Origin of the sequence: Aestuariivita boseongensis (genome assembly GCF_001262635.1) — a bacterium.
Classification (GTDB): domain Bacteria; phylum Pseudomonadota; class Alphaproteobacteria; order Rhodobacterales; family Rhodobacteraceae; genus Aestuariivita; species Aestuariivita boseongensis.
The window spans coordinates 1-24,937 of sequence record NZ_JXYH01000008.1 but is presented as its reverse complement, the minus strand read 5'-3'; the positions used below and the strand labels follow the sequence as shown (position 1 = coordinate 24,937).

The window sequence follows — 24,937 nt, the reverse complement described above, 5'->3', positions numbered from 1 at the left end:
AGGACAGGCATGATTTTGGGCGTCGGCACCGATCTGGCCAATATCGACAGGATCCAGGGCACATTGGACCGCTTTGGCGACCGGTTTCGCAACCGTGTCTTTACCGAAACCGAGCAGCGCAAGGCCGAACGCCGCCGCGATGTGGCTGGCACCTATGCCAAGCGCTGGGCGGCGAAAGAGGCGTGTTCCAAAGCGCTGGGCACCGGTCTGCGCATGGGGATTTCCTGGAAGGACATGGCGGTCAGCAATCTGCCCACGGGGCAGCCGGTGATGCATGTGACGGGCTGGGCCGCAGAACGGCTGCGCGAGATGACGCCGGAAGGTTATACTGCCATCATCCACGTGACGCTGACTGACGATCACCCTTGGGCGCAGGCCTTCGTGGTGATCGAGGCGCGACCTGACGATGAGGCCACCCCCACCTTGACTTACCCCGGCGCGGCCCGCATGTAGCCCCGAAACGTCCCAATCCAGACGGAGAGCCTTATGGCCGCCAAAGAAAAGTCCTCGGGCTTTATTGTCGAAACGATCAAGACCATCGTCTATGCCATGCTGATTGCAGGCGTGTTCCGCACGCTGTTCTTCCAGCCCTTCTGGATCCCGTCAGGGTCAATGAAGGAAACGCTGCTGGTGGGGGATTTCCTGTTCGTGAACAAGATGGCCTATGGGTATTCCTATGCCTCATGTCCGAACCTGCGCATTCCGGCGGTGGGGATCGACATTGATGCCGAGGATCTGTGCGGCTTTCTGGGTGGCGACAACACGCGGATCTGGGGCGATGAGCCGGAACGGGGCGACGTGGTCGTCTTCCGCCATCCGGTGACGGGCCGGGATTTCATCAAGCGGGTCGTGGGTCTGCCGGGTGAGCGTATCCAGATGATCAACTCGGTGCTGCATATCAACGGGGAGCCGGTGCAACTGGAAGATGCCGGGGTCTTTACCGAGGTGGTGGAGTTGCAGGGCCCCAGCCGTGTGACCCCGCGCTGTGAAAACGGCATCGTCGGGCGCGGTGGCGTTTGTGAGAAATCCCGCCAGATCGAGACGTTGCCCAACGGGCGCAGCCACAGCATTCTGAACATCGGTTTGCAGAGCTCGGACAACACGCCAGTCTTTGAAGTGCCCGAGGGGCATTACTTTTTCGTTGGCGACAACCGGGACAATTCCTCGGACAGCCGGTTCTCGACCCGTGCGAATGGGGTGGGCTTCGTGCCTTATGAGGATATCGTAGGCCGGGCGGACCGGATCCTGTTTTCATCCGCGGGGTCGTCGCTGTTTTCCTTCTGGACCTGGCGCAGCGACCGGTACTTCAAGAGGATCGAGTGAAGCTGTCGGCCGAACTCAGGGCGTTTCAGGATCGGATCGGGCACCGGTTCGCCGATCCCGCCTTGCTGGTTCGCGCGGTCACGCATTCTTCGGTCGGGACGCCCAATCGGGAAGACAACCAGCGGCTGGAATTTCTGGGTGACCGGGTGCTGGGGCTGGTGATGTCCGAGGCGCTTCTGGAAGAGGATCGCGCGGCCAGCGAAGGACAACTGGCGCCCCGGTTCAACGCGCTGGTGCGCAAGGAAACCTGTGCCGATGTTGCCCGCGAGATTGATCTGGGTGCGGTGCTGCGGCTGGGCCGGTCCGAGATGCTGTCGGGCGGGCGGCGCAAGCAGGCCTTGCTGGGGGACGCGATGGAGGCGGTGATCGCTGCCGTTTATCGTGACGCCGGGTTCGAGGCTGCGCGCGATATGGTGCTGCGGCTGTGGGGCAAGCGGATCGGGCAGGTCGAGGCCGATGCCCGCGACGCAAAGACCGCACTGCAGGAATGGGCCCAGGCGCGCGGCATGCAGCCGCCGCGCTATGTCGAGCTGTCGCGCGACGGGCCGGATCATGCGCCCGTCTTCACCATCGCGGCCCGGCTGGAAAACGGCGAAGAGGCGCGGGCCAGGGCCGGATCCAAGCGGCAGGCTGAACAGGCGGCGGCGCAGGCGCTTCTGTCGCAGGTGGAATAATCGCGCGGCGGGATGGCGGGGTTCGTTGAAATCCGCTACATCGCCGGGATGAAAGACCAAGAGTGACACCCCAATGACCACACGTGCCGGATTTGTTGCCCTGATCGGGGAGCCCAATGCAGGGAAATCCACGCTGATGAACCGCATGGTCGGCGCGAAAGTGTCGATCGTGACCCATAAGGTGCAGACAACCCGCGCGCGCATTCGTGGCGTTGCAATGGCGGGGGAGAGCCAGATCGTGTTCGTGGACACGCCCGGCCTGTTCCGGCCGCGCCGGCGGCTGGACCGCGCCATGGTGGCTGCGGCCTGGGGCGGGGCGGCGGACGCGGATATCGTGATGTTGCTGGTAGAGGCGCATCGCGGCGTCACACCAGGTGTGGAGCGCATTCTGGAAGGTCTGGGCGAGGTGGCGCAGGGCCGCACGGTTGGCCTGATCATCAACAAGATCGACAAGGTACAGTCCGATGTTCTACTGGGCCTGTCGAAGGATCTGAACGAACGGTTTCCCTTTGCGCGGACCTTCATGATCTCGGCCGAGCGGGGGCACGGGGTGGAGGACCTGCGCGACTGGCTGGCGGGTGAAGTGCCCGAGGGCCCGTGGCTGTACCCCGAAGATCAGATCGCCGATCTGCCGCTGCGAATGATCGCGGCGGAGATGACGCGGGAGAAGCTGACGCTGCGGCTGCATCAGGAACTGCCCTATCAGTTGACCGTCGAGACGGAGAATTGGGAAGAGCGCAAGGACGGCTCGGCCCGGATTGATCAGGTCATCTATGTGATGCGCGACGGCCACAAGGGCATCGTGCTGGGCAGGAAGGGCGAGACGATCAAGGCCGTCAGCACGGCAGCCCGGCATGAACTGGAAGAGTTTCTGGGGCGCAAGGTGCATCTGTTTTTGCAGGTCAAGGTGCGGCCCAACTGGCTGGAAGAGGCGGAACGGTATTCCGAGATGGGCCTGGATTTCAAAGACGGGAATACATGAGCCGTCTGACCGCACGTTTCTGGGTGGATGCCTATCTGGCGCGGCTGCGGCTGGCCGATATTCCGGGATTTGTCGTGGCACATGGCGATGACACGGGCGGTGCGGTGCTGGTCAAGCTGAACACGCTTGACGGACGCGCGGTGGCGTTCCAGCGATCCTTCGATTTGATGACCGGGGAGCGCGCCTGGGTCGTTCTGGCCGAGGGCAAGGAGACCGCCGTGGACGAGGCGGTCACACGCCAGCGCGGGTTCGATCCCGATCTGTGGGTGATCGAGGTGGAAGACCGCGCGGGCAGGCATTTGCTGGACGAGGACGGGCTGTCCTGATCCGTTGGCCGGTGTGCCTGTGGCAACTGCCGGGGTGGGGTATTTTCAGCCAGAAAGAAGCAGCAGGGCGGCTCTTGTCATTTGCGGGCGGCGCGCTGATCTTGGGCGCATGGATTGGCGTGGTCAGGGGATATTGCTGTCGGTGCGGCGGCATGGCGAAAGCTCGGCCATTATTGATGTGTTCACCGAAGAGCAGGGGCGGCATGCAGGGGTCGTGCGCGGTGGCACCAGCCGGAAGATCGCGCCCATTCTGCAGCCGGGCGCGCAGCTGGATCTGAGCTGGCGCGCGCGGCTGGAGGATCATATCGGCACCTATCAGGTGGAGTTGCTGCGCAGCCGGGCGGCTGCGGCGATGGGCGGGCGGTTGGCCCTTGCGGGGCTGAACGCGGTGACGGCGCTTGTCGGGTTTTCTCTGCCCGAACGTGAAAGCCATCCGCGTCTTTATCGCCAGACCGAGCAGCTTCTGGATTTGCTGGGGCAGGACGAGATCTGGCCGTTGGCATATTTGCGGTGGGAGCAGCGGTTGCTTGAGGAAACGGGCTTTGGCCTGGACCTGAGCCGATGCGCTGTGACCGGCGCGCAGGACGGGTTGGTTTTTGTCTCGCCCAAGTCGGGGCGCGCGGTCTCAATGGCTGGGGCGGGGGAGTGGGCGGACAGGATGCTGCCCCTGCCGCCCTGTCTGCTGGGCGAGAGCCCGGAGACAGATCAGGAAACCTTGCAGGCGCTGGAAACGACCGGCTATTTTCTGGAGACCAAACTGGCACCCGCGCTGGGCCACAAGCCGCTGCCGGAGGCGCGGGCGCGTCTGATCGCGGAGGTCCGGCGGCTGCTTTAGCGGCGCTTACACCAGATCGCGTTCGACCAGATAGGCGCCCGCTTCGCGAATGGCATCTTCCACATTGCGGAAGGAGATCCCGAGGATCTTTTCGGCCTGCGCACCGGAGGCCACATCCTTGCGCCCCAGTGTGGGTACGATCGTGCGGATGGACGGGTCGAACAGCGCCAGAAAGCGGATCAGCGCGTTGGGGGCCAGCCGTGTGGGGATCTTGCGGCTGGGGTGCTGCGCCTTGAGGATCAGGCCGAAATCCTGGAACCACAAGTATCTGTCGGCGCCAATGAAGCGTTTGCCGATGCTTTCGGGACGCTCCATTGCGCGGATATGCATGAGTGCGATGTCGCGGACATCGACGCAGGTGAAGCCGAAGCGTGGCAGAAGCGGGTCCTTGCCCTTCAGCAGGCGTTCGATGACCTGGATCGAGGTTCCGAAATTGTCGTCCAGCGGCGCGCCTTGCACGAAGGACGGGTTGATCATGGTGATCTGCATGTCAGGTGCGTCCGAGGCGTGCCAGTCCCAGACGGCTTTTTCGGCCATAGTTTTGGATTTGACGTAAGCTGTTGCGGCGGGATGGGTCACATCGGTCCAGTCGTTTTCGGTAAACTGGGTCTGGCCCGGCGCGGGATCTTTTGTGACGACGGCGGCGGTGGATGACGTCATGATCACGCGCGTTACACCAGCGGCACGGGCGGCTTTGACGGCGCGCAAAGCACCATCCACCGCGGGGCGGATCAGGTCGTTTTCATCGCGGGGCTGGGAGAGCGGAAAAGGCGAGGCCGTGTGCATCACGACATCGACGCCTTCCATCGCCTTGTCCCATCCGTCATCGGAGGAAAGATCGAGCGGCACGACGCTGAGCCGGTCCAGCGCAGACGGATCTGACAGTCGTGGCCCGAGCGCATCGCGCAATTCGCCCTCGCGCGAGAGGGAACGCGCGGATCCCTTCACGGTATAGCCCGCGTCAAGCAACTGCAGGACAAGATGTTTGGCGATGTATCCGGTCGCGCCGGTGACAAGGACTGTTTTGGACATGCGGGTCTTCCTTGGGTTGTTGGCCATCACATTGGCCTGATGGCCGTCGGGATCAAGGGCATGGTTTGCTTTGTAGGCTGTAAAGCAAAAAACCGGGCCGCTGGGGCCCGGTTTTCGTGCGGAGTTCGGGACGTTCAGGCCAGTAAGCGGCGGGCGATGACCTGGGCCTGAATCTCGGCCGCGCCTTCGAAGATGTTGAGGATGCGGGCATCGCACAGAACGCGGCTGATTTTGTATTCCAGCGCGAAGCCGTTGCCGCCATGGATCTGCAACCCGTTATCGGCAGCGGCCCATGCCACGCGGGCGCCCAGCAGCTTGGCCATGCCGGCCTCGAGGTCGCAGCGGCGGCCTTCGTCTTTCTCGAACGCGCTGAAATAGGTCAGCTGGCGGGCGACCATGATTTCCACCGCCATCATCGCCAGCTTGTTGGCCACGCGGGGGAAGTTGATCAGGGACTTGCCGAATTGCTTGCGGTCCTCGGCATATTGCATCGAGATATCAAGCGCCGATTGCGCCACGCCGATGGCGCGGGCGGCGGTCTGGATGCGGGCGGATTCGAAGGTTTCCATCAGCTGTTTGAAGCCTTTGCCTTCTTCGCCGCCCAGAAGGTTTTCGGCCTTCACGTGGAAGTTATCGAAGCCCAGCTCGTATTCCTTCATGCCGCGATAGCCCAGCACTTCGATCTCACCGCCGGTCATGCCTTCGGTAGGGAATGGGGCCTCGTCCGTGCCGGGGGTCTTTTCGGCCAGGAACATCGACAGACCTTTGTAATCAGAGGTCTCTGGATCGGTGCGCGCTAGCAGCGTCATCACATGGGTGCGCGCGGCGTGGGTGATCCAGGTTTTGTTGCCGGTGATTTTGTAATCGCCGTTCTCATCCTTGACCGCGCGGGTGCGCAGGCTGCCCAAGTCAGAACCGGTGTTCGGTTCGGTAAACACAGCCGTTGGCAAGGTCTCCGCGCTGGCGATCCGGGGCAGCCATTTTTCCTTCTGCTCATCCGTGCCGCCTGCGATGATGAGTTCCGCCGCGATTTCCGAGCGTGTGCCCAGAGAACCCACGCCGATATAGCCACGCGAGAGTTCTTCCGAGACGACGCACATGGACGCTTTCGACAGGCCGAAACCGCCATATTCTTCGGGGATGGTCAGACCGAAGACGCCCATTTCGGCCAGTTCTTCGATCACTTCCATCGGGATCAGTTCGTCGTTCAGGTGCCACTCATGGGCAAAGGGCTCGACCTTTTCGACCGCGTAGCGGCGGAATTGGTCGCGGATCATCTCAAGCTCTTCATCGAGACCGGATGCGCCGAACATGGTGTTGGCTTTCTGATCCTGCATCAGTTCGACCAGGCGCAGGCGCGCGGCCTGGGTGTTGCCCGATTGGGTCAGCGTCATCACCTCGGGTGCCATCAGGGCGCGCATGTCGTCCTGACCCAGGCCCATATCCTGCAGGCGCAGGATTTCGCCCTGGTTCATCTGGATGCCGCCATAGATCTGCCAGAGGTATTCGCCAAAGGCGATCTGGTGGATCAGCTGTTCCATTTCGCCGAATTTGCCCTGGGCGTTCAGTGCTTCGGCCCATTTCTGCATCTGGCGCAGGGATTCCAGATAGGTGGCCAGCCAGGCAAGACCGTGCGTGGCGGTCTGTGCGGCTTCGACCTGTGCGCCCGAGATGCGGCCATCCACGGTGACCGCGTCGCGGACCGTGGCCTTAGCGGTCTCGAACACCTGTTCCACGGGGGCGATCGCGCCGCCGGTCAGTGTCAGCAGATCGGGGAGGATGACCGGTTTGGTCATGCCAATATCCTGTCCGTCATGGGCCATCTGATTCATCCTTTTTTCCAGTCCGCTTGGTCCTAATCATTTCGCAGGTGCAGCGCAACAAAAATACCTTTCGCTGCGCCACTTTGTTCTAAAATTGCGCGTTGAAATTTTCAGGTGCAGCGCTAACCCAAGGTGGTAAGAGGGGCCATGACCTCTCTTTTCCCCTACCTTAGCCCTGATCAGCTTGCCTTTGCCTTCAGTATCGCCGTGATCGCTGGGCTGGTCAAAGGTATCGTCGGGTTCGCGATGCCTATGATCCTGGTTTCCGGGCTGGGCACGTTTTTACCGCCGGAATTGGCGCTTGTGGGGCTGATTTTGCCGACTGTGGTCACGAATGGCTTGCAGGCGCTACGCAATGGCGGGCGGGCTGCGCTGGCGTCGATTTACCGGTTTCGGTGGTTCATGGGAATCGGCGGGCTGTTCCTGATCGCCAGTGCGCAGCTGTTTCGATTGCTGTCGGGGCCGTCGCTGTATCTGCTGATCGGGATACCCGTGACCGTGTTCGCCGTGCTGCAGCTGCGCGGTTGGCAATTGCGGCTGCGGGGGCAAAGCCGCAGGGCGGACATCAGCATTGGAACGATAGCCGGCGCGATTGGCGGTGTGTCAGGTGTCTGGGGGCCGCCGACGGTGGCTTACCTGACCGCGCTGAATACGCCCAAGGCTGAACAGATGCGCGTGCAGGGTGTCATTTATGGGCTGGGCGCGGTGGCGCTATTGTTCAGCCATATCGGATCGGGCGTGATGACGGCAGAAGTCGCGCCGTTCTCTCTGGTTCTGGTGGTGCCAGCGGTTGTGGGCATGTGGCTGGGGCGGATGGTGCAGGACCGCATTGATCAGGCGGCCTTCCGGCGCGCGACACTTATGGTTCTACTGATTGCCGGGCTGAACCTGGTGCGCCGGGGCTTGGGATTCTGAACATGAAAAGCCCCGCGCCTTGTGGGGCTGCGGGGCTTTTACAGATCGTATGAATGGCCGGATCAGCCGATCGCGGCGGCTTTCACGTCGTCGTCGATGTAAGGCACGTATTGTTCGAAATTGTCGGCGAACATCTGCACCAGTTTCGCGGCCTGCGCATCATAGGCTGCCTTGTCGTCCCAGGTGCGGCGCGGATCCAGAAGCAGCTCGGGCACGCCGGGCACGTCTTCGGGAACATCGAAGCCGAAATTCGGATCCTTGCGGAAGGTGGCATCGGCCAGTGTGCCGTCCAGTGCCGCGGTCAGCAGGGCCCGAGTGGCCTTGATCGGCATCCGGTTGCCCACGCCATAAGCGCCGCCGGTCCAGCCGGTGTTCACCAGCCAGCAGGTCGCGCCGTGCTGGGCGATCTTTTCGCGCAGCAGGTTGCCATAAACCTCAGGACGGCGCGGCATGAAAGGCGCACCAAAGCAGGTCGAGAACGTAGGCTGAGGTTCGGTCACGCCACGCTCTGTCCCCGCGACTTTCGCTGTGAAGCCTGACAGGAAGTGATACATCGCCTGCGCCGGCGTCAGACGCGCGATCGGGGGCAGCACGCCAAACGCATCGCAGGTCAGCATGATGATGTTCTTGGGGTGCCCGCCCAGAGCCGTCGAAGACGCGTTCGAGATGTATTCCAGCGGATAGGCGCAGCGCATATTCGCTGTCAGGCTGTCATCTTCGAAATCCAGCTCGAATGTTTCTTCGTCGAAGACCATGTTTTCGATGATGGTGCCGAATTTCGTGGTTGTGGCATAGATCTCGGGTTCGGCCTCGGGCGAGAGGGAGATCGTCTTGGCATAGCAGCCGCCTTCGAAGTTGAAGGTGCCGCGGTCGGACCAGCCATGTTCGTCGTCGCCGATCAGAACGCGTTCGGGATCGGCCGACAGGGTGGTCTTGCCGGTGCCCGACAGGCCGAAGAAGACGGCGGTGTCCACAGGGTTGCCCGGCGCGTGGTTGGCCGAGCAGTGCATCGGCATGATGCCTTTCTCGGGCAGCAGGTAGTTCAGCAGGGTGAAGACTGACTTCTTGTTCTCGCCCGCATACTCGGTGCCGCCGATCAGGATCATCTTCTTGTCGAAGTTCATCGCGATCACGGTTTCGGAACGGCAGTCATGCTTGGCCGGATCCGCCTGGAAGCTGGGGCAGTTGATCACGGTGAAATCTGCGATGAAGTCATCAAGCTCAGACCGGTCCGGGCGGCGCAGCAGGTGACGGATGAACAGGCCGTGCCAGGCCAGTTCGGTAACCATGCGCACGTTGATCGAATGGGCCGGGTCCGCACCGCCTACCAGATCCTGCACGAAGTAATCGCCGCCTTTCATATGCTCCAGCATATCGGCATAGAGAGCATCGAACCCTGCGGGGCTCATTTCGGCGTTGTTTTCCCACCAGATGCTGTCGGCAACACTGTCGGTCTTGACCACGTGCTTGTCCTTGGGGGACCGTCCGGTGAATTTGCCGGTCGTCACGAGGAACGCGCCGCCTTTGCCCAATGTGCCTTCGCCGCGTTTCAGAGCGGTTTCGACCAGCGCGGGCTCCATCAGGTTGTAATAGACATTGCCCAGCCCGGTGATGCCCTGGTCTTCAAGCTGGAATTGCGGGTTTACCCGTCCGAATGTCATATGCGTGTGTCTCCTGTGGTTGAACGAGCCGCGCGGCGGCCTTGTCTCAACGCGTGATAGTCGAACTGACCAACAGGGTGTGATCAGCGTCAGTGTGCGAGCCGCTCTTAGCATGACGTTTTGGGGCATGAACAGGACGGTTTGGCGCAGTTAGCGCCACCAAATCGCGGTTAGCGCAACCATCCACCGACACCGCGCGGCGGCAAGGCAGATTTCACAAACTGGAAAGAAATTTGTGGCCCAATCACCACCTATCGACACCCGATTCGCAGTTAAGGATTGATTCGGTCACTCAAAAAGGCGATGAATAATGAAAAAAGCAGGTCAAAGAGCAGTATAAGGGCACATGGAATGTCTAGAATTGCATTGGTGGACGACGACAGGAATATCCTGACGTCGGTGTCGATGACTCTCGAAGCCGAAGGCTTCGAGGTTGAGACGTATAACGACGGGCAGGCCGCTCTCGATGCGTTTAACAAGAAGCTCCCGGACATGGCTGTCCTGGACATCAAGATGCCGCGCATGGACGGTATGGATCTGCTGCAGCGTTTGCGACAGAAGACCACCATGCCGGTCATTTTCCTGACTTCGAAAGATGACGAGATTGACGAGGTTCTGGGCCTGCGCATGGGCGCGGACGATTATGTCAAGAAGCCCTTCTCGCAACGTCTGCTGGTCGAACGGATCCGCGCGCTGTTGCGCCGTCAGGAAGCTGTCGATGGCGATATCGTGGGCGACACCCCCGAAACCAAGGTGATGGAACGTGGGCATCTGCGCATGGACCCGCTGCGTCATGCGGTGACGTGGAAAGACCGGGATGTTTCGTTGACGGTGACGGAATTCCTGCTGCTGCAAGCCCTTGCGCAACGCCCGGGTTTTGTCAAAAGCCGCGACCAGCTGATGGACGTGGCCTATGACGATCAGGTCTATGTGGATGATCGGACCATCGACAGCCATATCAAGCGGTTGCGCAAGAAAATGCGCAGCGTCGACGATGAATTTTCGGCCATTGAGACCCTCTACGGGATTGGCTACCGGTACAACGAGGAATAGTGCCCAGAACGGGCAAATCGGAAAGGACGTTTGTGCGCGACACAAGCCCCCCTCGGATGGATCGCAGCGGTGACGTTGTTCTAGGCGACGACTGGGTCGCGCCGGACAGCACCGTTGAGCGTGAGATGCAGAATAACCGCGCCCGGCGCGGTTATTTGTCTTTGAAAAGCTCGCCCCTCACGCGGCGCATCATCATGTTCAACCTGATTGCGCTGAACGTGCTGGCGGCAGGTATCCTGTATCTGAGCGCGGCGCGTGACAGTTTCGTGGAACAGCGCAGCGCAACCTTACTGAGTGATGCGGCGCTGATCTCGGACGTGCTGGAGGTTGCACTGCCTGCGGGTGCGCCAGTCAACCTGGCATCAGGCGACGGTATTGACGTGCAGGCCACCCTGGAAGGACTTACCTTGCAGCGCGGGTTGCAGGCGTTTGTGTTCGATGCGTCGGGCAATCCGATCGCCGGCGTCAAGGGCGGTGGCATGGGCGCGGGAATTGACGGCCTGTTTGACACCGACACGGGGCCGACCTTCATTATCGATGGGCTGACGGCGCTTTGGACCATGTTTGGCTCGATCGTACCAACGGATCCGGTTGAGCCGGCGCCGCTGACAGAACAGTTGGCCACACTGGTTGAACCGACGGTGACTGGCGGATTGCAGATCCGGACCAATCTTGACAGTGCCGAGGGCGCGGTTTTCGCCGCGACCAGTCCGATCCTGCAAAGTTCAACGCCCATCGGCATTGTCGCCGTGGTGAGCCCTGCCGGTGAGATCGAGGCCATCGTCCGCGCCGAGCGGGAGCGGATGCTGCAAATGTTCATCATCGCCACGCTGGTGTCGATCGGGCTGAGCCTTGTTCTGGCCTCTACCATCGCCAACCCGCTGTCGGATCTGGCCGAAGCTGCCGAACTGGGCCGCGACCGCGACGCGCGCAAGATGCGCCACAGCCGCATCCGCATTCCCGACCTGACCGCGCGCCCCGATGAGATCGGCCGCCTGTCCGGCGCGCTGCGCGGCATGGTGTCGGCGCTTTACAACCGGATCGAGGGGAACGAGCAATTCGCGGCGGATGTTGCCCATGAAATCAAGAACCCGCTGGCCAGCCTGCGCAGCGCCGTGGGTACGTTGCGCATGGTCAAACGCGACGATCAGCGGGAAAAACTGCTGGATGTGATCGAGCATGATGTGCGCCGGCTGGACCGTCTGGTCAGCGATATCTCCAACGCCTCCCGGCTTGATAGCGAGCTGGTGAAGGAGGAGGAAGAAGAGTTCGACCTCCTCCAGATGCTGGACAATCTCAACCAGTATCTGGGCGAAGACGCCCGCTCGAAAGGGATCGAATACATTACCGATCTGCCTGCCAATCCGATCATGGTGAACGGGCTGGAGGCACGTCTGGCGCAGGTTTTCGTGAACCTGATCACCAATGCGATTTCCTTCTGCGAGGATGGCGATGCGATCCGGGTCTGGGCGCGCAAACGCGAGAACCGGGTTCTGGTGGTGGTGGAAGACACCGGCCCCGGCATCCCCGACCAGGCGCTGACGAAAATTTTCAAGCGGTTTTATTCGCAGCGCCCGGAAGAGCATTTCGGGAACAACTCCGGACTGGGCCTGGCGATCTCCAAACAGATTGTCGAAGCCCATGGCGGTGTGATCTGGGCCGAGAACATTCGCCCGACCGACGCCGACATCACATCAGAGCCTTTGGGCGCGCGGTTTGTTGTGGGCCTTCCGGTCTGACGCGCCATGAGCGCGGCGCATATCCGGCCTGAACCCGATCTGATCATCCATGCCAGCTGTGTCGCCCTTGAGGGTCGCGCGGTGCTGATCCGTGGTGCCGCAGGTCGGGGCAAATCCGCGCTTGCGCTTGAGATGATCCACCGCCGTGCAGAGCTGGTCGCCGATGACCGGACCTGTCTGATCAGGCGGACCGGCGCGGTTATTGCTTATGCCCCGCAGGCGATCCTGGGTGCGATCGAGGCGCGCTTTGTCGGCATCCTGCAAGCCAGGATCGCCCCGCCCAGCCCCATCGTATTGATCGTCGATTTGGACCACCAAGAGACCGAACGTCTGCCCCAAGCGCGAAGCTGCGACCTTTTGGGGCAGGAATTGCCTTTGCTTCACGGCTCTGCCGCGCCACATTTCGCGGCAGCACTCATGCAATATCTGTCGTCAGGCCCATGGACCCCAAGTTGAACCCACCTTCCCGCCCGTCCGCTGCACGGCTGGTTCTTGTCACCGGGCCCTCCGGCGCCGGGCGCTCCACCGCCATCGCAGTGCTGGAAGACCTGGGGTTTGAAAGCATCGACAATATCCCGATGCGGCTGTTGCCCAGCCTTCTGGACAGCAAACATGCCGATGATCGCGCCATGGCCTTGGGGATCGACGTACGCAACCGCGATTTTTCGGTTGCCGGGTTGATCGAAGTGATCGACCGGTTAAGCGCTGAACGCGGCAATGACCTGTCGGTGCTGTATCTGGACTGCAATGCCGAGGTTCTGATCCGCCGCTTTTCCGAAACCCGCAGGCGGCACCCGCTGGCACCCGCCGAAAGCCCCGCGATCGGTGTCGATAAGGAGCTGGAACTGCTGCAACCGATCCGCGCCCGCTCTGACACGCTGATCGACACGTCCGAGATGAACGTGCACCAGCTGCGCGAAGAGATCGAGCAGTGGTATGGCGTGGATGGGAAACGTGAGCTTGCGATCTCGGTCCAGTCGTTTTCCTACAAGCGGGGGTTGCCGCGGGGCATCGACATGGTCTTTGACTGCAGGTTTCTGGCAAATCCCTATTGGAACCCCGAGCTGCGTGCACTAGATGGCCGGGATGCTGCCGTGCAGGCGCATGTGGCCGGCGACCCGCGCTTTGCTGCTTTCTTCGATCAGGTGTCCGGTTTGATGAACCTTCTCTTGCCGGCCTATCTGGAGGAGGGCAAGTCGCATCTGTCTGTTGCCTTTGGCTGCACGGGCGGGCAACACAGATCGGTGACGCTGGCCGAGGCTTTGGGGGCCGAGCTTGCAAAGGCGGGTCGTCAGGTGTCTATACGGCACCGGGAACTGGAGCGTCGGAACACCGGCGCGGAAATGGGAAAGAGACCGGATTGATCGGGATTGTGATTGTCGCACATGGGGGGCTGGCCAGAGAGTATCTGGCAGCGGTCGAACATGTGGTCGGCAAGCAGCCCGGCATCAAGGCGATTTCCATCGAGGCCGACCATGACCGCGGCGCCAAGGAGATCGAGATCTGCGAGGCTGCGAACGCGGTGGATACCGGCGATGGCGTGGTTGTTGTCACGGACATTTTTGGCGGTTCGCCATCCAACCTGTCGATGCTGGCCTGCCGGCCGGAAAACCGACGGATCATGTATGGGGCCAATCTGCCGATGCTGATCAAACTGGCCAAAAGCCGCCAAAAGCCTTTGGGCGACGCTGTACGCGCCGCGCTGGAGGCTGGTAAGAAATACATCGACAGCCAGAACATAAGCGCCCATTGAGCGGCGCAGGGGACAGAAAGACACAACCATCATGGTGCGCCGGACACTGAATATCATCAATGAAAAGGGGCTTCACGCCCGCGCATCGGCCAAGCTGGTCGAGGTTGTGGAAGGGTTTGACGCCAGCGCCGAAGTATCCCGGGATGGCTTGTCTGCGTCCGGCGACAGTATTATGGGATTGCTGATGCTGGCGGCCGCCAAAGGGACAAGTATTGACGTAGAGACGTCAGGGCCCGATGCTGAAGCACTTGCTGACGCGCTTGAGGCTTTGGTGGCAGATAAGTTTGGCGAAGGCTACTGAACGCGCATGGGGATGGCGCGCACGGGGTGACAAACGTGGTAGACACGGCGCAAAACGGCGACACGCAGAGGTCCGCTGCTGGTCAGGCGAAACCTGACAGTGAAACCATTGAGGTCTATGACCGCAGGTCGCTGACCTATGCAAATTCCTTTGATGATGCCTGGACTGCGAATGCGATCAAGGCGATCGAGTGGATGACGGGGAAACTGACCATCCTGCGCATGGTCAACAAGTTCGAAAAGCAGAACGCGAATTATCGCGGCCAGCACTTCTGGCGCGGTGCGCTGAACACGATGGGAATCGACCTTCTGACGCCGCCGGAGCAGTTGGAAAACATCCCCAAGGATGGCCCCGTGGTTGTCGTGGCGAACCACCCCCATGGGATGGTCGACGGGATGATCTTTGCCGATCTGATTGGGCGCGTGCGGCTGGATTACCGTATTCTGACCCGCTCGGTCCTGACAGGGCTGGATGAGGCGGCAACGTCTTTCATGATCCCGGTGCCCTTTCCGCATGACCCCGAGGCCCAGAAAAAGATGGTCGAGATGCGATCCGCGGCCATGGCCCATCTGGGCGAAGGCGGTGTTGTCGCGCTGTTTCCGTCCGGCGTTGTGATGTCGTCGGACACATGGTTCGGCCCGGCGATTGAACGGGAGTGGAACGTCTTCACCGCAAAGATGATCCGCCGGTCGGGTGCGCGGGTCGTGCCGATTTTCTTCCCCGGGTCGAATTCGCGAGCTTATCAGATCGCCAACCGGATCTCTCCGATCCTGCGGCAGGGGTTGTTGCTGCATGAGATCGTGCGGTCCTGCCACAAACCGCAGGCCCCGATTGTCGGAAAACCGCTGACCGAGGAACAGATGGCCCGGCTTGAGACCGATCCGCGCGGCTTCATGGCCTGGCTGCGCGCGCATACGATGTCATTGTCCGATAACCCTGACCACGTCTGAGAGGGCGCGCGATCAGCGCGTCGGCACCGGAACCTCTCCGCGATAGTCATAAAACCCGCGCTGGGTCTTGCGGCCCAGCCAGCCGGCTTCGACATATTTCGTCAAAAGCGGACAGGGGCGGTATTTGGTATCGGCCAGCCCGTCATGCAGCACGTTCATGATAGCAAGGCAGGTGTCCAGCCCGATGAAATCGGCCAGTTCCAGCGGCCCCATCGGGTGATTGGCGCCCAGCTTCATCGACTGGTCGATGGATTGGACCGACCCCACTCCTTCGTAAAGGGTATAGACGGCTTCGTTGATCATCGGCATCAGGATGCGGTTGACTATGAAGGCGGGGAAATCCTCGGCGCTGGCGGCGGTTTTGCCCAGCCGGTCGACCACGGCCTTGCAAGCGGCGAAAGTTTCTTCATCGGTGGCGATGCCGCGGATCAGCTCGACCAGCTGCATCACCGGAACCGGGTTCATGAAGTGAAAGCCCATGAACCGTTCCGGGCGGTCGGTGCGGCTGGCCAGACGCGTGATCGAGATAGACGAGGTGTTCGAGGTCAGGATCGTTTCGGGCTTCAGATGCGGCAGCAGGTCTTCGAAAATCGCCTGTTTGACGCTTTCGCGTTCGGTTGCCGCTTCGATCACCAGATCGGTCTGGCCCAATTCGGGCAGGGCCAGGGTGGTCTTGATCCGTGACAGGGCCTTTTCCATCGCCTCGTCGCTGATCTTGCCGCGGCTGGCCTGACGAGCCAGATTGCCCTTGATCAGTTCAATAGCGTTGTCCAGCGCATCCTGGCTGACATCGGTAAGCAGCACATCGTAGTCGGCCAGCGCCATCACATGAGCGATCCCGTTGCCCATCTGGCCTGCTCCGATCACACCGATTGTCCTGATATCCGTCGCCATCTGCGCCCCCATTTCAAAGTCACGCAACAATAGGCGCGCAGGCACGCCGCAGCAAGTGGCGCCGCGTTCCGAGAATTTGCAGAAAATCCGAAGCTTAGAGGTTTCGAAAGATATCGGCGCGATTGTGGGGCAAGGGTGAGAAATCAGGGTGACTCGGATGAGTTTTGCTGCCAGCCGGGCGGATGCGCTCGACTATGCGCCGTGCCAATATGGCACGTCGAAATTGATGTTTCGCGGGCCGAAGAAATCGACGGATGGTCCGTATATCGCGGTTCTGGGCGGGTCGGAGGTTTATGGCCGCTTTATCGAGCGGCCCTTTACCGATCTGGTTGAGGAGGCCTGCGGTCTGCCGGTGCTGAACCTGGGGCATCAGAATGCGGGGATTGACGCGTTTCTGTATGATCCGGACGTGATGTCTTTGGCCAAGGGGGCGCGTCTGACGGTGCTGCATGTCATGGCGGCGCAGAATATGTCGAACCGGTTTTATCGGGTTCATCCGCGCCGGAATGATCGCTTCCTTGGTCCGTCAAGCGTTTTGAAATCGCTTTATCACGAGGTGGATTTCACCGATTTCAGCTTCAACAAGCATATGCTGTCCACCTTGAGGATGGTCGGGGCGAACCGGTTCAACCTTTTGCGCGACGAACTGCAGCAGGCCTGGGCGGCCCGCATGCGGCTGATGTTGCAGACGATTGACGGGCCGGTTCTGCTGCTGTGGCTGCGGGAGGAAATGCCCAAGGGTTTGGGGGCAGAGCCGCTTTTCGTTGGTGCCGATATGGTAGCCGACCTGTCCAGCGCCACGTTGGGCGTGGTCGAGGTTGTGGCCAACCGGGCTGGCAGGAACTTGGCCGGGATGGTGCATGACCCGATGGACGCCGCAGTCGCGTCCGAGATGCTGGGTGTGGAAACCCATCAACAGATCGCCAAAGCGCTAAGCGCAGCCATCGCCGAACATATCTGAAGGACAAAAAAAGCCCCCGGCAGGCAGGCTGCCGGGGGCTTTATCTGGTTGCGCCGGTTTTAACCCAGCTTGTCTGTCAGCTCGGGCACGGCGTCGAAAAGGTCGGCAACAAGACCGTAATCGGCGACCTGGAAGATGGGCGCCTCTTCGTCCTTGTTGATCGCGACGATGATCTTCGAATCCTTCATGCCCGCCAGGTGCTGGATCGCACCAGAAATGCCGACGGCGATATAAAGCTCGGGCGCGACGACCTTGCCGGTCTGACCAACTTGCCAGTCGTTCGGAGCATAGCCCGAGTCAACAGCAGCGCGCGAGGCGCCAACAGCGGCACCCAGCTTGTCGGCCAGTTTTTCGATCATGGCGAAGTCTTCTTCCGACCCGACGCCACGGCCGCCCGAGACGACGATCCCGGCCGAGGTCAGTTCGGGACGATCGCTCTCAGCCACTTTGTCTTCGACCCATTCCGACAGCGCGGGGTTATCCGCGGCCGAAATGTTTTCGACGGAAGCCGAACCGCCGGTGCCTGCCGCGTCGAAGGTCGAGGTGCGGAAGGTGATGACCTTTTTCGCATCCGACGATTTGACAGTCTGGATGGCGTTACCGGCATAGATCGGGCGTTCGAAGGTCGAGCCGTCGACAACACCGGAGGCGTCCGAAATCACCATCACATCCAGCAGCGCTGCAACGCGCGGCATGATGTTCTTGGCATCCGTGGTGGCCGGGGCAACGATGTGTTCGTAATCGCCCGCCAGCGACGCGATCAGCGCGGCAGCCGGTTCGGCCAGACGTTTGCCGTAAAGCGCGTCTTCGGCGCACAGCACTTTGGCGACGCCGTCGATGGTGGCTGCCTGAGCGGCAGCATCGGCGCAGGTTGCGCCCACGGCCAGAACGGTCACATCACCCAGCGATTTGGCCGCGCTCACCGCTTTTGCGGTGGCATCCATGCTCAGTTCGCCATCATTGATTTCTGCGAGAAGAAGGACAGCCATTACACAGCCCCCGCTTCTTTGAGTTTCTCTACCAGCTCGTCGACCGAGCCAACCTTGATGCCTGCTTCGCGTGCCGCGGGCTCTTCGGTTTTGACGACTTCCAGACGCGGAGTGACATCCACGCCGTAATCGGCGGCGGTTTTCTCATCCAGCGGCTTTTTCTTGGCCTTCATGATGTTCGGCAGCGAGGCATAGCGCGGCTCGTTCAGGCGCAGGTCCACGGTGACGATGGTGGGCATGGTGACCTTGATCGTTTGCAGACCGCCGTCCACTTCGCGCGTGACCACGGCGTGATCGCCTTCGATGTCCAGTTTGGAGGCGAAGGTGGCCTGGCTCCAGCCCAGCAGGGCCGACAGCATCTGGCCGGTGGCGTTCATGTCATTGTCAATAGCCTGCTTGCCCGCCAGAACGAGGCCCGGCTGTTCCTCGTCGATGACGGCTTTGAGGATCTTGGCAACGGCCAGCGGTTCGATGTCCTGATGCACGTCGTCAGCGGCAACCACCAGGATCGCGCGGTCCGCGCCCATGGCCAGCGCCGTGCGAAGCGTTTCCTGAGCCTGCTTCACACCGATGGAGACGGCCACAACCTCTTCCGCCTTGCCTGCTTCTTTCAGGCGGATGGCCTCTTCGACGGCAATCTCGTCGAAGGGGTTCATCGACATTTTTACGTTTGCAAGATCAACGCCCGATCCGTCCGCTTTCACACGGACTTTCACGTTATAGTCGATCACGCGTTTGACAGGTACCAACACCTTCATAAGCGTCTTTCTCCTCACTAGGGCCCGATCGCTTTGTGAATCGGGTCTTGGGTTAGCTTGCGCATTTGATAACCATGCGATGGCGCGGGAAACAGGGTAAAATCGTCACCTTTCGGTCTGGAGACGTCGCGTAATTGACGTGAAGCCAGTTTACGTAAGGCAAGTTTTGCCGGTTCAGCGATTTGCCCCCGGCACCCACAGCACATCGTCCTTACCGCCGTTATTCGCGGTGCGCGCGGCGACGAAGAACCAATCGCTGAGACGGTTGAGATATTTGACCGCTTCGGGATTGACCGCTTCCATCGTGGCAAGCTCTACCGACAGCCGTTCGGCCCGACGCGCGACGGTGCGGCAGACATGAAGGGCCGCCGCCAGACGCGATCCGCCAGGCAGGATGAAACTGCGAAGCGCTTCCAGATTGGCGTTCATCGCGTCAATCTCGCTTTCCAGACGCGTTACCTGGGAGGCGATGATACGCAGGGGCGGGTATTCGGCCTCGGCATCTTTTTCCATGTCTGGGCGGCACAGATCCGCGCCCAGATCGAACAGGTCATTTTGGATGCGTTCAAGCTGGGCGTCCATGTCGCCGCTGGCCTCAAGCCGCGCCATGCCGACAAAGGCGTTTAACTCGTCCGTGGTGCCATAAGCGGTCACGCGCATGGCGTGTTTGGCAACCCGCGCCCCGTTTCCAAGGGCGGTTTCACCGGCGTCACCTGTTTTCGTGTAGATCTTGTTCAGTACGACCATCTGCGTTTTCCTCAGGATGCGCTGAAATAGACATAAGCCAGGATCAGGACGACTGCGATGAACTGGGCCACCAGCCGCAGGCGCATCATCTTGTTCCCGTATTTGTGGTTGAAGGCGCCGCCTTTGGCGAACCCGCCAATGCCGATCATCAGGACGATGACCACAGCCGTGACGGCCAGCAGAATGAGTATGAAAAGGGGATCCAACGATGCGCTCCCTGAATTGGCTTCCTGTGTCCGGGGTCATCTAGTCGTTTGAGGCAGAAAAGCGAACCGGTTTTCGTCAAATCCGCGTTGCGATGGCGTCAAGTGCACGATCTGGCAGGGTGCGATGCAGGATGGCAGCGATATGCGTGGCCCCCGTGATCCGGTAGCGTGGCCTTGGGTTGGGCGCTTCAAGTGCGCGGATAACCTTTGCGGTGACGGCAGAGGCGGGAAGTTCGAACAGGTCTTTCTTGCCGCTGCCTTCGTAAAGCCGTTTGACCAACCCATTTTCATACTGCGCACGGCGGGGGGAATTCTCCCAGTCGATCCAGCGTTCGAAGAAGGGGATGCCTTTTTCACGGAACATGGTGGTGATGGGCCCGGGTTCGATCAGAACCACGTGCACGCCGGTGCCGCGCATTTCGATCCTGAGCGTGTCGCTGATCGCCTCAAGCGCGCGTTTGGTGGCAGCATAGGCACCGCGCCAGGGGATATATGTGAAGCCCAGCGTCGAGGAACACTGCAGGATGCGCCCATGGCCCTGCGCACGCATGACGGGCAGAACCTGCCGGGTCAATTCGTGCCAGCCGAAGAAATTGGTTTCGAAGATTTCGCGCAGGCCTTGGGTCGGCAGATCCTCAACTGCGCCGAAGAAGCCGTGGGCCCCGTTGTTGAACAGCGCATCCAGCGTGCCGCCGGTGGCCTCCAGCACTTCGGCCAGACCTGAGGTGATGGTGGCTTCGTCGGTGTAATCAATCCGAGGACTGTCAAACCCCTGAGCGCGCAAAGCCTCGCAATCCGCTTCCCTCCGGCATGAGGCAAAGACGCGCCAGCCGCGCGTTTTCAGGGCATGTGCCGCGTCTTCGCCAATGCCCGAAGAACAGCCAGTGATCAAAATGGTCTTCTGACCCATGAAAAAAGCCCCGCAATTCGTGTCACGGGGCCGTTCTGGCGTGATTTCGAAGGATTGGCAATCAACCGGTGGGTTCGGTCAGCAGGTATTCCGCCATCCATCCGACGATGTCTTCATCGACTGCGCGCAGTTTCACCCAACCGGCACCGTCGGATTCGATGACTTCGACTTCGGTGCCCTGTGTCAAACTGGTCAGGACGTCGTAACCAGTGCCAGGGCCCGAGCGCATATTGACGCGCGATCCCGCCACTTCGCGCAGGTCCGCCTGCGGTTGGGGTTGCGTAATCATACGCGGCCGTGCTTCCGCTGGCGTCGCACCAAGCTGGGTCAGCGGCCGCGCAAACATCTCTCCGCTTTGTTCGAGTGAGATGAGTGTTGTGGGCACCGCACCCTGCGCAGATTCTTCACTGGCCAGAGCTGCGGTGGCGACGGTCACGTTCTGGTCGGTCACGGCGGCCCTGGTTACGACCGCGTCCGGCGCCTTGCTGAGTTTCACTTCTTCAACGGCCTTGGGAAGTTGGACCTGCTCTGGCTCGACGGAGGCGAGACGTGCCTGACGGTCGGAGTCTTTCTTGGCCTGCTCGGCCTTGGCCGCAGCCATCAGTTCGGCCTTTCGCGGAACGAAATTGTCACCTCCGCTAAGTTCATAAAACGCTAACGCCATGAAGGCGAAACAGACAATGATATACTTCACTTTTCTAAACCCCAGGGCAGACAACTGGTACGAGACAGGAACGCAATTTTTGCAGCTATGGTTCCCAAGGTACTCGAAAAACCGATTCGACGCCCGGTTTCACGGGGAAAAATTTCGTCAGCCTGTCGGTGTGGGAAAAATGACCGTTCGACGCGGCAGCCGCTTTACCTGATCAAATCCGCCGCGTATCACATCATCTATGACTGATTTGGTGGACGACCCCAATATCAACCCGTCTGAGGTGGCTGAACCGCTGCGCCGCGCGATTGGCGAGCGGTACCTGACCTATGCTCTGTCCACCATCATGCACCGCGCTTTGCCCGATGCGCGTGACGGTCTGAAGCCGGTTCACCGCCGAATCCTGTTTGCGATGCGCGAATTGCGCCTGTCGTCGAATGGCGGGTTCCGGAAGTCGGCCAAGATCTCGGGCGATGTGATGGGTAACTACCACCCGCATGGCGATGCCGCGATCTATGACGCGATGGCGCGGCTGGCGCAGGATTTCAACGTCCGTTACCCGCTGGTCGATGGTCAGGGGAATTTCGGCAATATCGACGGCGATAACCCTGCGGCGTCGCGTTACACCGAAGCGCGCATGACCATCGTGGCCGAGGCGCTGCTTGAAGGGTTGAACGAGAACGCCGTCGATTTCCGCGATAACTACGACGGCACGCTGACCGAACCCGTCGTTCTGCCGGCGCAGTTTCCAAACCTTCTGGCCAACGGTGCGTCGGGCATCGCGGTGGGCATGGCGACCAACATCCCGCCCCACAACATTGCCGAGCTTTGCGACGCCTGCCTGCATCTGATCAAGACGCCCGATGCGCGTGACGACACGCTTCTGAATTATGTGCCGGGCCCCGATTTTCCGACGGGCGGCATTCTTGTCGACAACCGCGAGACGATCGCGCAGGCCTACAAAACGGGGCGCGGATCGTTCCGCCTGCGCTGCCGGTACGAGGTCGAGGATCTGGGCCGCGGCCAGTGGCAGATCGTCGTCACCGAGATCCCCTATCAGGTTCAGAAATCCAAGCTGATCGAAAAGATCGCCGAGCTGATCCAGACCAAGAAAATCCCGATCCTGGGCGATGTGCGCGATGAAAGCGCGGATGATATCCGCCTGATCCTTGAGCCGAAGTCCAAGAACGTGGACGCGGAAGTTCTGATGGGCATGCTCTACCGCAACTCGGACCTTGAGGTGCGGTTTTCGCTGAACATGAACGTACTGATCGATGGGGTCACACCGAAGGTCTGCTCGATGAAGGAGGTGCTGCGCGCTTTCCTTGATTTCCGCCGTGAGGTGCTGATCCGGCGTTCGACCCACCGGATGGAAAAGATCGACCACCGCCTTGAGGTGCTGGAAGGCTTCATCGTCGCCTTCCTGAACCTTGATCGGGTGATCGACATCATCCGCTATGACGATGATCCGAAGGCCGCCTTGATGCGCGAAGACTGGTCGAAGCATCATGTGCGCGCCATGAACGAGGCCGATTATGTCTCGCCGGCGCCGGGCGAAGGCGAGTTGAGCGAGGTGCAGGTCGATGCGATCCTGAACATGCGCCTGCGCAGCCTGCGGCGGCTGGAAGAGCTGGAATTGCTGCGCGAACAGGCCGAGCTGATGGAAGAACGCGCTGGGCTTGAAGACTTGTTGGAAAGCGAAGCGCTGCAATGGGACAAGATCGCCGAACAGCTGAAAGAAACCAAAAAGCAGTTCGGCAAGGATTATGACGGCGGCGCGCGGCGCACCACGCTGGAAGAAGCGGGTGAGGTGGAAGACGTTCCGCTGGAAGCCATGATCGAGCGCGAACCCATCACGGTTGTCTGTTCGAAAATGGGCTGGATCCGCGCCATGACCGGCCATATCGACCTGACCCGCGAGCTGAAATTCAAGGATGGTGACGGCCCGCGTTTCATCTTCCATGCCGAAACCACCGACAAGCTGATCCTGTTTGGGTCGAATGGGCGGTTTTACACGCTCAGCGCGGCGAACCTGCCCGGCGGGCGCGGCATGGGCGAGCCGGTGCGCCTGATGGTCGATCTGCCGAACGAGGCCGAGATCATCGACCTGTTCATTCACAAGTCTGAAGGCAAGCTGATCGTGGCTTCGACCGCTGGAAACGGGTTCTTGGTGCCCGAGAGTGACGTTGTGGCCCAGACCCGCGCGGGCAAACAGGTTCTGAACGTCAAAGATGAAGACCGGGCGGCGGTGGTGCGTCCGGTGGAAGGCGATCACGTGGCCGTCGTGTCGCAAAACGGCAAGTTCCTGGTCTTCCCGCTGGCCGAGCTGCCCGAGATGGGGCGCGGCAAGGGCGTGCGACTTCAGAAATACAACATGGCGCGCGGCAAGCAGGGCTCGCTTGAGCTGGATGGCGGGTTGTCCGACCTGACGACCTTCGCCTGGGGAGACGGGCTGCGCTGGGGCATGGGCGGCGGCAAGACGCGGCATGAACCGGACATGTCCGAATGGCTGGGCAAGCGCGCCGGCGTCGGCAAACGTCCGCCGCATGGCTTTCCCAAGGATTACAAGTTCGGCTGATCTTATTGGGGGCTTTGGCCTGCGAAGGGTAGGAATGCCGCCAACGCCGTGTTCAGGGATTTGCACCTCCACCCGATTGTGGCTAACACTTTGAGAAACGAGATTGGGGGCCATGATGGCGCGACTTTTTGCATGGATTTCTGTTCTGGTCCTTCTGGCAGGCTGCGGCGCAAAAAGCGTCGAAGACAGTAAGGTGGCCGATCTGGGTGAATTTCGCCTGGCCCATAACATCGTCATCGCATCCAAGATGAAGGCCGTGCCCGGTTCGCGCGAGGCCACGGAAGAGGAATGGGTGACCTCGCTGACCAATGCGTTCGAGGAGCGCTTCAGCCGGTATGAGGGTGATCAGCTCTATCATTTCGGCGTGTCGGTGGAAGGCTATATGCTGGCCCCTCCGGGTATCCCTCTGGTCGCGTCGCCGAAATCTGCCTTGGTGATCAATATCACGATTTGGGATGATGCCGCGGCAAAAAAACTGAATGAAGAACCCCATCAGATGTTGATTTTCGAAGCGGCTGATGAAGGGGCGGTTATCGGCTCGGGTCTGGCCAATACGCGCGAAGAGCAACTGGAAAACCTGTCTTTCAACGCCGCGCGCCAGCTTGAGATCTGGCTGTCGCGTCAGCACGGGTCCTTGGGGTGGTTCGACGCCCGCGAACCGGCCGAGGGCGAGGAGACGTCCGACACCGAAACAGCCGCTGAAACGGATGTGGAGGAGGTGCAGGAAGAAAGCTGAGGCTTTCGCACCCGCCGGGCGCCATCAGACGCTTGATTTTCCTGATCAGACCAAATATGTCGCCCGCCCAGAGGAAACCGGGTGATTTAACCCATTTGACAAAAGGGCGCCAAGACAGATGGCAAAGGAAAAGTTTGAA

At 60.7% G+C, this 24,937-nt stretch carries 27 protein-coding genes; 17 read left to right on the top strand and 10 right to left on the bottom strand.

Annotated elements, in window-relative coordinates; genetic code table 11:
• The first annotated feature begins 9 nt into the window (after positions 1–9).
• The 6 genes from acpS (at position 10) to recO (ending at position 4,140) form a co-directional block, all read left to right on the top strand.
• Positions 10–453 (top strand): holo-ACP synthase, encoded by a 444-nt coding sequence (gene acpS, locus TR61_RS04965; protein WP_050928601.1) that lies wholly within the window; start codon positions 10–12, stop codon positions 451–453.
• A gap of 33 nt (positions 454–486) precedes the next feature.
• On the top strand, positions 487–1,323 hold the full coding sequence (lepB, locus tag TR61_RS04960; RefSeq protein WP_050928599.1) for a signal peptidase I: 837 nt from the start codon (positions 487–489) through the stop codon (positions 1,321–1,323).
• On the top strand, positions 1,320–1,997 hold the full coding sequence (gene rnc / locus TR61_RS04955) for a ribonuclease III (RefSeq protein ID WP_050928597.1): 678 nt from the start codon (positions 1,320–1,322) through the stop codon (positions 1,995–1,997). Before lepB ends, rnc begins: the two co-directional genes overlap by 4 nt.
• Positions 1,998–2,070: 73 nt before the next feature.
• On the top strand, positions 2,071–2,979 hold the full coding sequence (gene era / locus TR61_RS04950; RefSeq protein ID WP_050928595.1) for a GTPase Era: 909 nt from the start codon (positions 2,071–2,073) through the stop codon (positions 2,977–2,979).
• Positions 2,976–3,305, top strand: a complete 330-nt coding sequence (locus tag TR61_RS04945) for a DUF1491 family protein (RefSeq protein ID WP_050928593.1) — start codon at positions 2,976–2,978, stop codon at positions 3,303–3,305. The genes era and TR61_RS04945 overlap by 4 nt, the downstream gene beginning before the upstream one ends.
• Before the next feature lie 109 nt (positions 3,306–3,414).
• Positions 3,415–4,140, top strand: coding sequence for a DNA repair protein RecO (gene recO, locus TR61_RS04940; protein WP_050928591.1), 726 nt, complete (start codon positions 3,415–3,417; stop codon positions 4,138–4,140).
• A gap of 6 nt (positions 4,141–4,146) precedes the next feature.
• On the opposite strand, the gene TR61_RS04935 is transcribed toward recO, so the two are convergent.
• Complete coding sequence (locus TR61_RS04935; protein ID WP_050928589.1) at positions 4,147–5,172, bottom strand: SDR family oxidoreductase; 1,026 nt, start codon at positions 5,170–5,172, stop codon at positions 4,147–4,149.
• 134 nt (positions 5,173–5,306) lie between these two features.
• The gene (locus TR61_RS04930) at positions 5,307–6,995 is read right to left on the bottom strand and encodes an acyl-CoA dehydrogenase family protein (RefSeq protein WP_050928776.1); all 1,689 of its coding nucleotides are present in this window, start codon (positions 6,993–6,995) and stop codon (positions 5,307–5,309) included.
• A 147-nt stretch (positions 6,996–7,142) separates the two neighbouring features.
• Between TR61_RS04930 and TR61_RS04925 the strand changes: the two genes are divergently transcribed.
• The gene (locus TR61_RS04925; RefSeq protein ID WP_050928586.1) at positions 7,143–7,910 is read left to right on the top strand and encodes a sulfite exporter TauE/SafE family protein; all 768 of its coding nucleotides are present in this window, start codon (positions 7,143–7,145) and stop codon (positions 7,908–7,910) included.
• Between the two features lie 62 nt (positions 7,911–7,972).
• Here TR61_RS04925 and TR61_RS04920 read toward each other — a convergent pair whose 3' ends face one another.
• Positions 7,973–9,571 carry a phosphoenolpyruvate carboxykinase gene (locus TR61_RS04920; RefSeq protein ID WP_050928584.1) on the bottom strand — a complete coding sequence of 533 codons (1,599 nt, stop codon included), beginning with the start codon at positions 9,569–9,571 and terminating at the stop codon, positions 7,973–7,975.
• Positions 9,572–9,922: 351 nt separating this feature from the next.
• Between TR61_RS04920 and TR61_RS04915 the strand changes: the two genes are divergently transcribed.
• From TR61_RS04915 to TR61_RS04885, 7 genes are read left to right on the top strand one after another with little or no spacing between them, the layout of a single operon-like run.
• Positions 9,923–10,624, top strand: coding sequence for a response regulator transcription factor (locus TR61_RS04915; protein WP_050928581.1), 702 nt, complete (start codon positions 9,923–9,925; stop codon positions 10,622–10,624).
• 32 nt (positions 10,625–10,656) lie between these two features.
• The gene (locus TR61_RS04910; protein WP_425394197.1) at positions 10,657–12,363 is read left to right on the top strand and encodes an ATP-binding protein; all 1,707 of its coding nucleotides are present in this window, start codon (positions 10,657–10,659) and stop codon (positions 12,361–12,363) included.
• Between the two features lie 6 nt (positions 12,364–12,369).
• Positions 12,370–12,819 carry an HPr kinase/phosphorylase gene (locus TR61_RS04905; RefSeq protein WP_050928577.1) on the top strand — a complete coding sequence of 150 codons (450 nt, stop codon included), beginning with the start codon at positions 12,370–12,372 and terminating at the stop codon, positions 12,817–12,819.
• Positions 12,804–13,727, top strand: a complete 924-nt coding sequence (gene rapZ / locus TR61_RS04900; RefSeq protein WP_050928575.1) for an RNase adapter RapZ — start codon at positions 12,804–12,806, stop codon at positions 13,725–13,727. Before TR61_RS04905 ends, rapZ begins: the two co-directional genes overlap by 16 nt.
• Entirely contained in the window at positions 13,724–14,116 is a 393-nt protein-coding gene (locus TR61_RS04895) for a PTS sugar transporter subunit IIA (RefSeq protein ID WP_050928573.1), read from the top strand. The genes rapZ and TR61_RS04895 overlap by 4 nt, the downstream gene beginning before the upstream one ends.
• 31 nt (positions 14,117–14,147) lie before the next feature.
• On the top strand, positions 14,148–14,417 hold the full coding sequence (locus tag TR61_RS04890) for an HPr family phosphocarrier protein (protein ID WP_050928571.1): 270 nt from the start codon (positions 14,148–14,150) through the stop codon (positions 14,415–14,417).
• A 35-nt stretch (positions 14,418–14,452) separates the two neighbouring features.
• Positions 14,453–15,367, top strand: coding sequence for a lysophospholipid acyltransferase family protein (locus TR61_RS04885; protein ID WP_050928773.1), 915 nt, complete (start codon positions 14,453–14,455; stop codon positions 15,365–15,367).
• 12 nt (positions 15,368–15,379) lie between these two features.
• On the opposite strand, the gene TR61_RS04880 is transcribed toward TR61_RS04885, so the two are convergent.
• Positions 15,380–16,261, bottom strand: a complete 882-nt coding sequence (locus TR61_RS04880) for a 3-hydroxybutyryl-CoA dehydrogenase (RefSeq protein ID WP_050928569.1) — start codon at positions 16,259–16,261, stop codon at positions 15,380–15,382.
• Positions 16,262–16,418: 157 nt separating this feature from the next.
• Here TR61_RS04880 and TR61_RS04875 point away from each other — a divergent pair, with 157 nt between their 5' ends.
• Positions 16,419–17,222, top strand: coding sequence for a DUF6473 family protein (locus TR61_RS04875; RefSeq protein ID WP_050928567.1), 804 nt, complete (start codon positions 16,419–16,421; stop codon positions 17,220–17,222).
• 59 nt (positions 17,223–17,281) lie between these two features.
• On the opposite strand, the gene TR61_RS04870 is transcribed toward TR61_RS04875, so the two are convergent.
• The 6 genes from TR61_RS04870 to TR61_RS04845 form a co-directional block, all read right to left on the bottom strand.
• Entirely contained in the window at positions 17,282–18,211 is a 930-nt protein-coding gene (locus TR61_RS04870; RefSeq protein ID WP_050928565.1) for an electron transfer flavoprotein subunit alpha/FixB family protein, read from the bottom strand.
• Entirely contained in the window at positions 18,211–18,969 is a 759-nt protein-coding gene (locus tag TR61_RS04865) for an electron transfer flavoprotein subunit beta/FixA family protein (protein WP_050928563.1), read from the bottom strand. Before TR61_RS04865 ends, TR61_RS04870 begins: the two co-directional genes overlap by 1 nt.
• Before the next feature lie 174 nt (positions 18,970–19,143).
• A complete protein-coding gene (locus tag TR61_RS04860) occupies positions 19,144–19,716 on the bottom strand; it encodes a cob(I)yrinic acid a,c-diamide adenosyltransferase (protein WP_050928561.1) in 573 nt (190 codons plus the stop codon).
• A gap of 11 nt (positions 19,717–19,727) precedes the next feature.
• Positions 19,728–19,922, bottom strand: a complete 195-nt coding sequence (locus TR61_RS04855; protein WP_050928559.1) for a twin transmembrane helix small protein — start codon at positions 19,920–19,922, stop codon at positions 19,728–19,730.
• A 76-nt stretch (positions 19,923–19,998) separates the two neighbouring features.
• A complete protein-coding gene (locus tag TR61_RS04850; RefSeq protein WP_050928557.1) occupies positions 19,999–20,832 on the bottom strand; it encodes an SDR family NAD(P)-dependent oxidoreductase in 834 nt (277 codons plus the stop codon).
• A 61-nt stretch (positions 20,833–20,893) separates the two neighbouring features.
• Positions 20,894–21,526, bottom strand: coding sequence for an SH3 domain-containing protein (locus TR61_RS04845; RefSeq protein WP_050928556.1), 633 nt, complete (start codon positions 21,524–21,526; stop codon positions 20,894–20,896).
• 199 nt (positions 21,527–21,725) lie between these two features.
• Here TR61_RS04845 and TR61_RS04840 point away from each other — a divergent pair, with 199 nt between their 5' ends.
• Positions 21,726–24,062, top strand: coding sequence for a DNA topoisomerase IV subunit A (locus TR61_RS04840; protein ID WP_050928554.1), 2,337 nt, complete (start codon positions 21,726–21,728; stop codon positions 24,060–24,062).
• Positions 24,063–24,174: 112 nt separating this feature from the next.
• Entirely contained in the window at positions 24,175–24,798 is a 624-nt protein-coding gene (locus TR61_RS04835; protein ID WP_216595365.1) for a hypothetical protein, read from the top strand.
• Positions 24,799–24,937: the final 139 nt, after the last annotated feature.

What these genes read in the sequence shown, in the direction of transcription:
- TR61_RS04850 (WP_050928557.1), bottom strand. Translation starts at nt 20,832, where the DNA reads ATGGGTCAGAAGACCATTTTGATCACTGGCTGTTCTTCGGGCATTGGC.
- TR61_RS04860 (WP_050928561.1), bottom strand. Translation starts at nt 19,716, where the DNA reads ATGGTCGTACTGAACAAGATCTACACGAAAACAGGTGACGCCGGTGAA.
- acpS (WP_050928601.1), top strand. Translation starts at nt 10, where the DNA reads ATGATTTTGGGCGTCGGCACCGATCTGGCCAATATCGACAGGATCCAG.
- era (WP_050928595.1), top strand. Translation starts at nt 2,071, where the DNA reads ATGACCACACGTGCCGGATTTGTTGCCCTGATCGGGGAGCCCAATGCA.
- TR61_RS04880 (WP_050928569.1), bottom strand. Translation starts at nt 16,261, where the DNA reads ATGGCGACGGATATCAGGACAATCGGTGTGATCGGAGCAGGCCAGATG.
- TR61_RS04930 (WP_050928776.1), bottom strand. Translation starts at nt 6,995, where the DNA reads ATGGCCCATGACGGACAGGATATTGGCATGACCAAACCGGTCATCCTC.
- TR61_RS04915 (WP_050928581.1), top strand. Translation starts at nt 9,923, where the DNA reads ATGTCTAGAATTGCATTGGTGGACGACGACAGGAATATCCTGACGTCG.
- TR61_RS04865 (WP_050928563.1), bottom strand. Translation starts at nt 18,969, where the DNA reads ATGAAGGTGTTGGTACCTGTCAAACGCGTGATCGACTATAACGTGAAA.
- TR61_RS04835 (WP_216595365.1), top strand. Translation starts at nt 24,175, where the DNA reads ATGATGGCGCGACTTTTTGCATGGATTTCTGTTCTGGTCCTTCTGGCA.
- TR61_RS04875 (WP_050928567.1), top strand. Translation starts at nt 16,419, where the DNA reads ATGAGTTTTGCTGCCAGCCGGGCGGATGCGCTCGACTATGCGCCGTGC.
- TR61_RS04935 (WP_050928589.1), bottom strand. Translation starts at nt 5,172, where the DNA reads ATGTCCAAAACAGTCCTTGTCACCGGCGCGACCGGATACATCGCCAAA.
- TR61_RS04840 (WP_050928554.1), top strand. Translation starts at nt 21,726, where the DNA reads ATGACTGATTTGGTGGACGACCCCAATATCAACCCGTCTGAGGTGGCT.
- recO (WP_050928591.1), top strand. Translation starts at nt 3,415, where the DNA reads ATGGATTGGCGTGGTCAGGGGATATTGCTGTCGGTGCGGCGGCATGGC.
- TR61_RS04905 (WP_050928577.1), top strand. Translation starts at nt 12,370, where the DNA reads ATGAGCGCGGCGCATATCCGGCCTGAACCCGATCTGATCATCCATGCC.
- TR61_RS04890 (WP_050928571.1), top strand. Translation starts at nt 14,148, where the DNA reads ATGGTGCGCCGGACACTGAATATCATCAATGAAAAGGGGCTTCACGCC.
- TR61_RS04945 (WP_050928593.1), top strand. Translation starts at nt 2,976, where the DNA reads ATGAGCCGTCTGACCGCACGTTTCTGGGTGGATGCCTATCTGGCGCGG.
- TR61_RS04925 (WP_050928586.1), top strand. Translation starts at nt 7,143, where the DNA reads ATGACCTCTCTTTTCCCCTACCTTAGCCCTGATCAGCTTGCCTTTGCC.
- rapZ (WP_050928575.1), top strand. Translation starts at nt 12,804, where the DNA reads ATGGACCCCAAGTTGAACCCACCTTCCCGCCCGTCCGCTGCACGGCTG.
- lepB (WP_050928599.1), top strand. Translation starts at nt 487, where the DNA reads ATGGCCGCCAAAGAAAAGTCCTCGGGCTTTATTGTCGAAACGATCAAG.
- TR61_RS04870 (WP_050928565.1), bottom strand. Translation starts at nt 18,211, where the DNA reads ATGGCTGTCCTTCTTCTCGCAGAAATCAATGATGGCGAACTGAGCATG.
- TR61_RS04920 (WP_050928584.1), bottom strand. Translation starts at nt 9,571, where the DNA reads ATGACATTCGGACGGGTAAACCCGCAATTCCAGCTTGAAGACCAGGGC.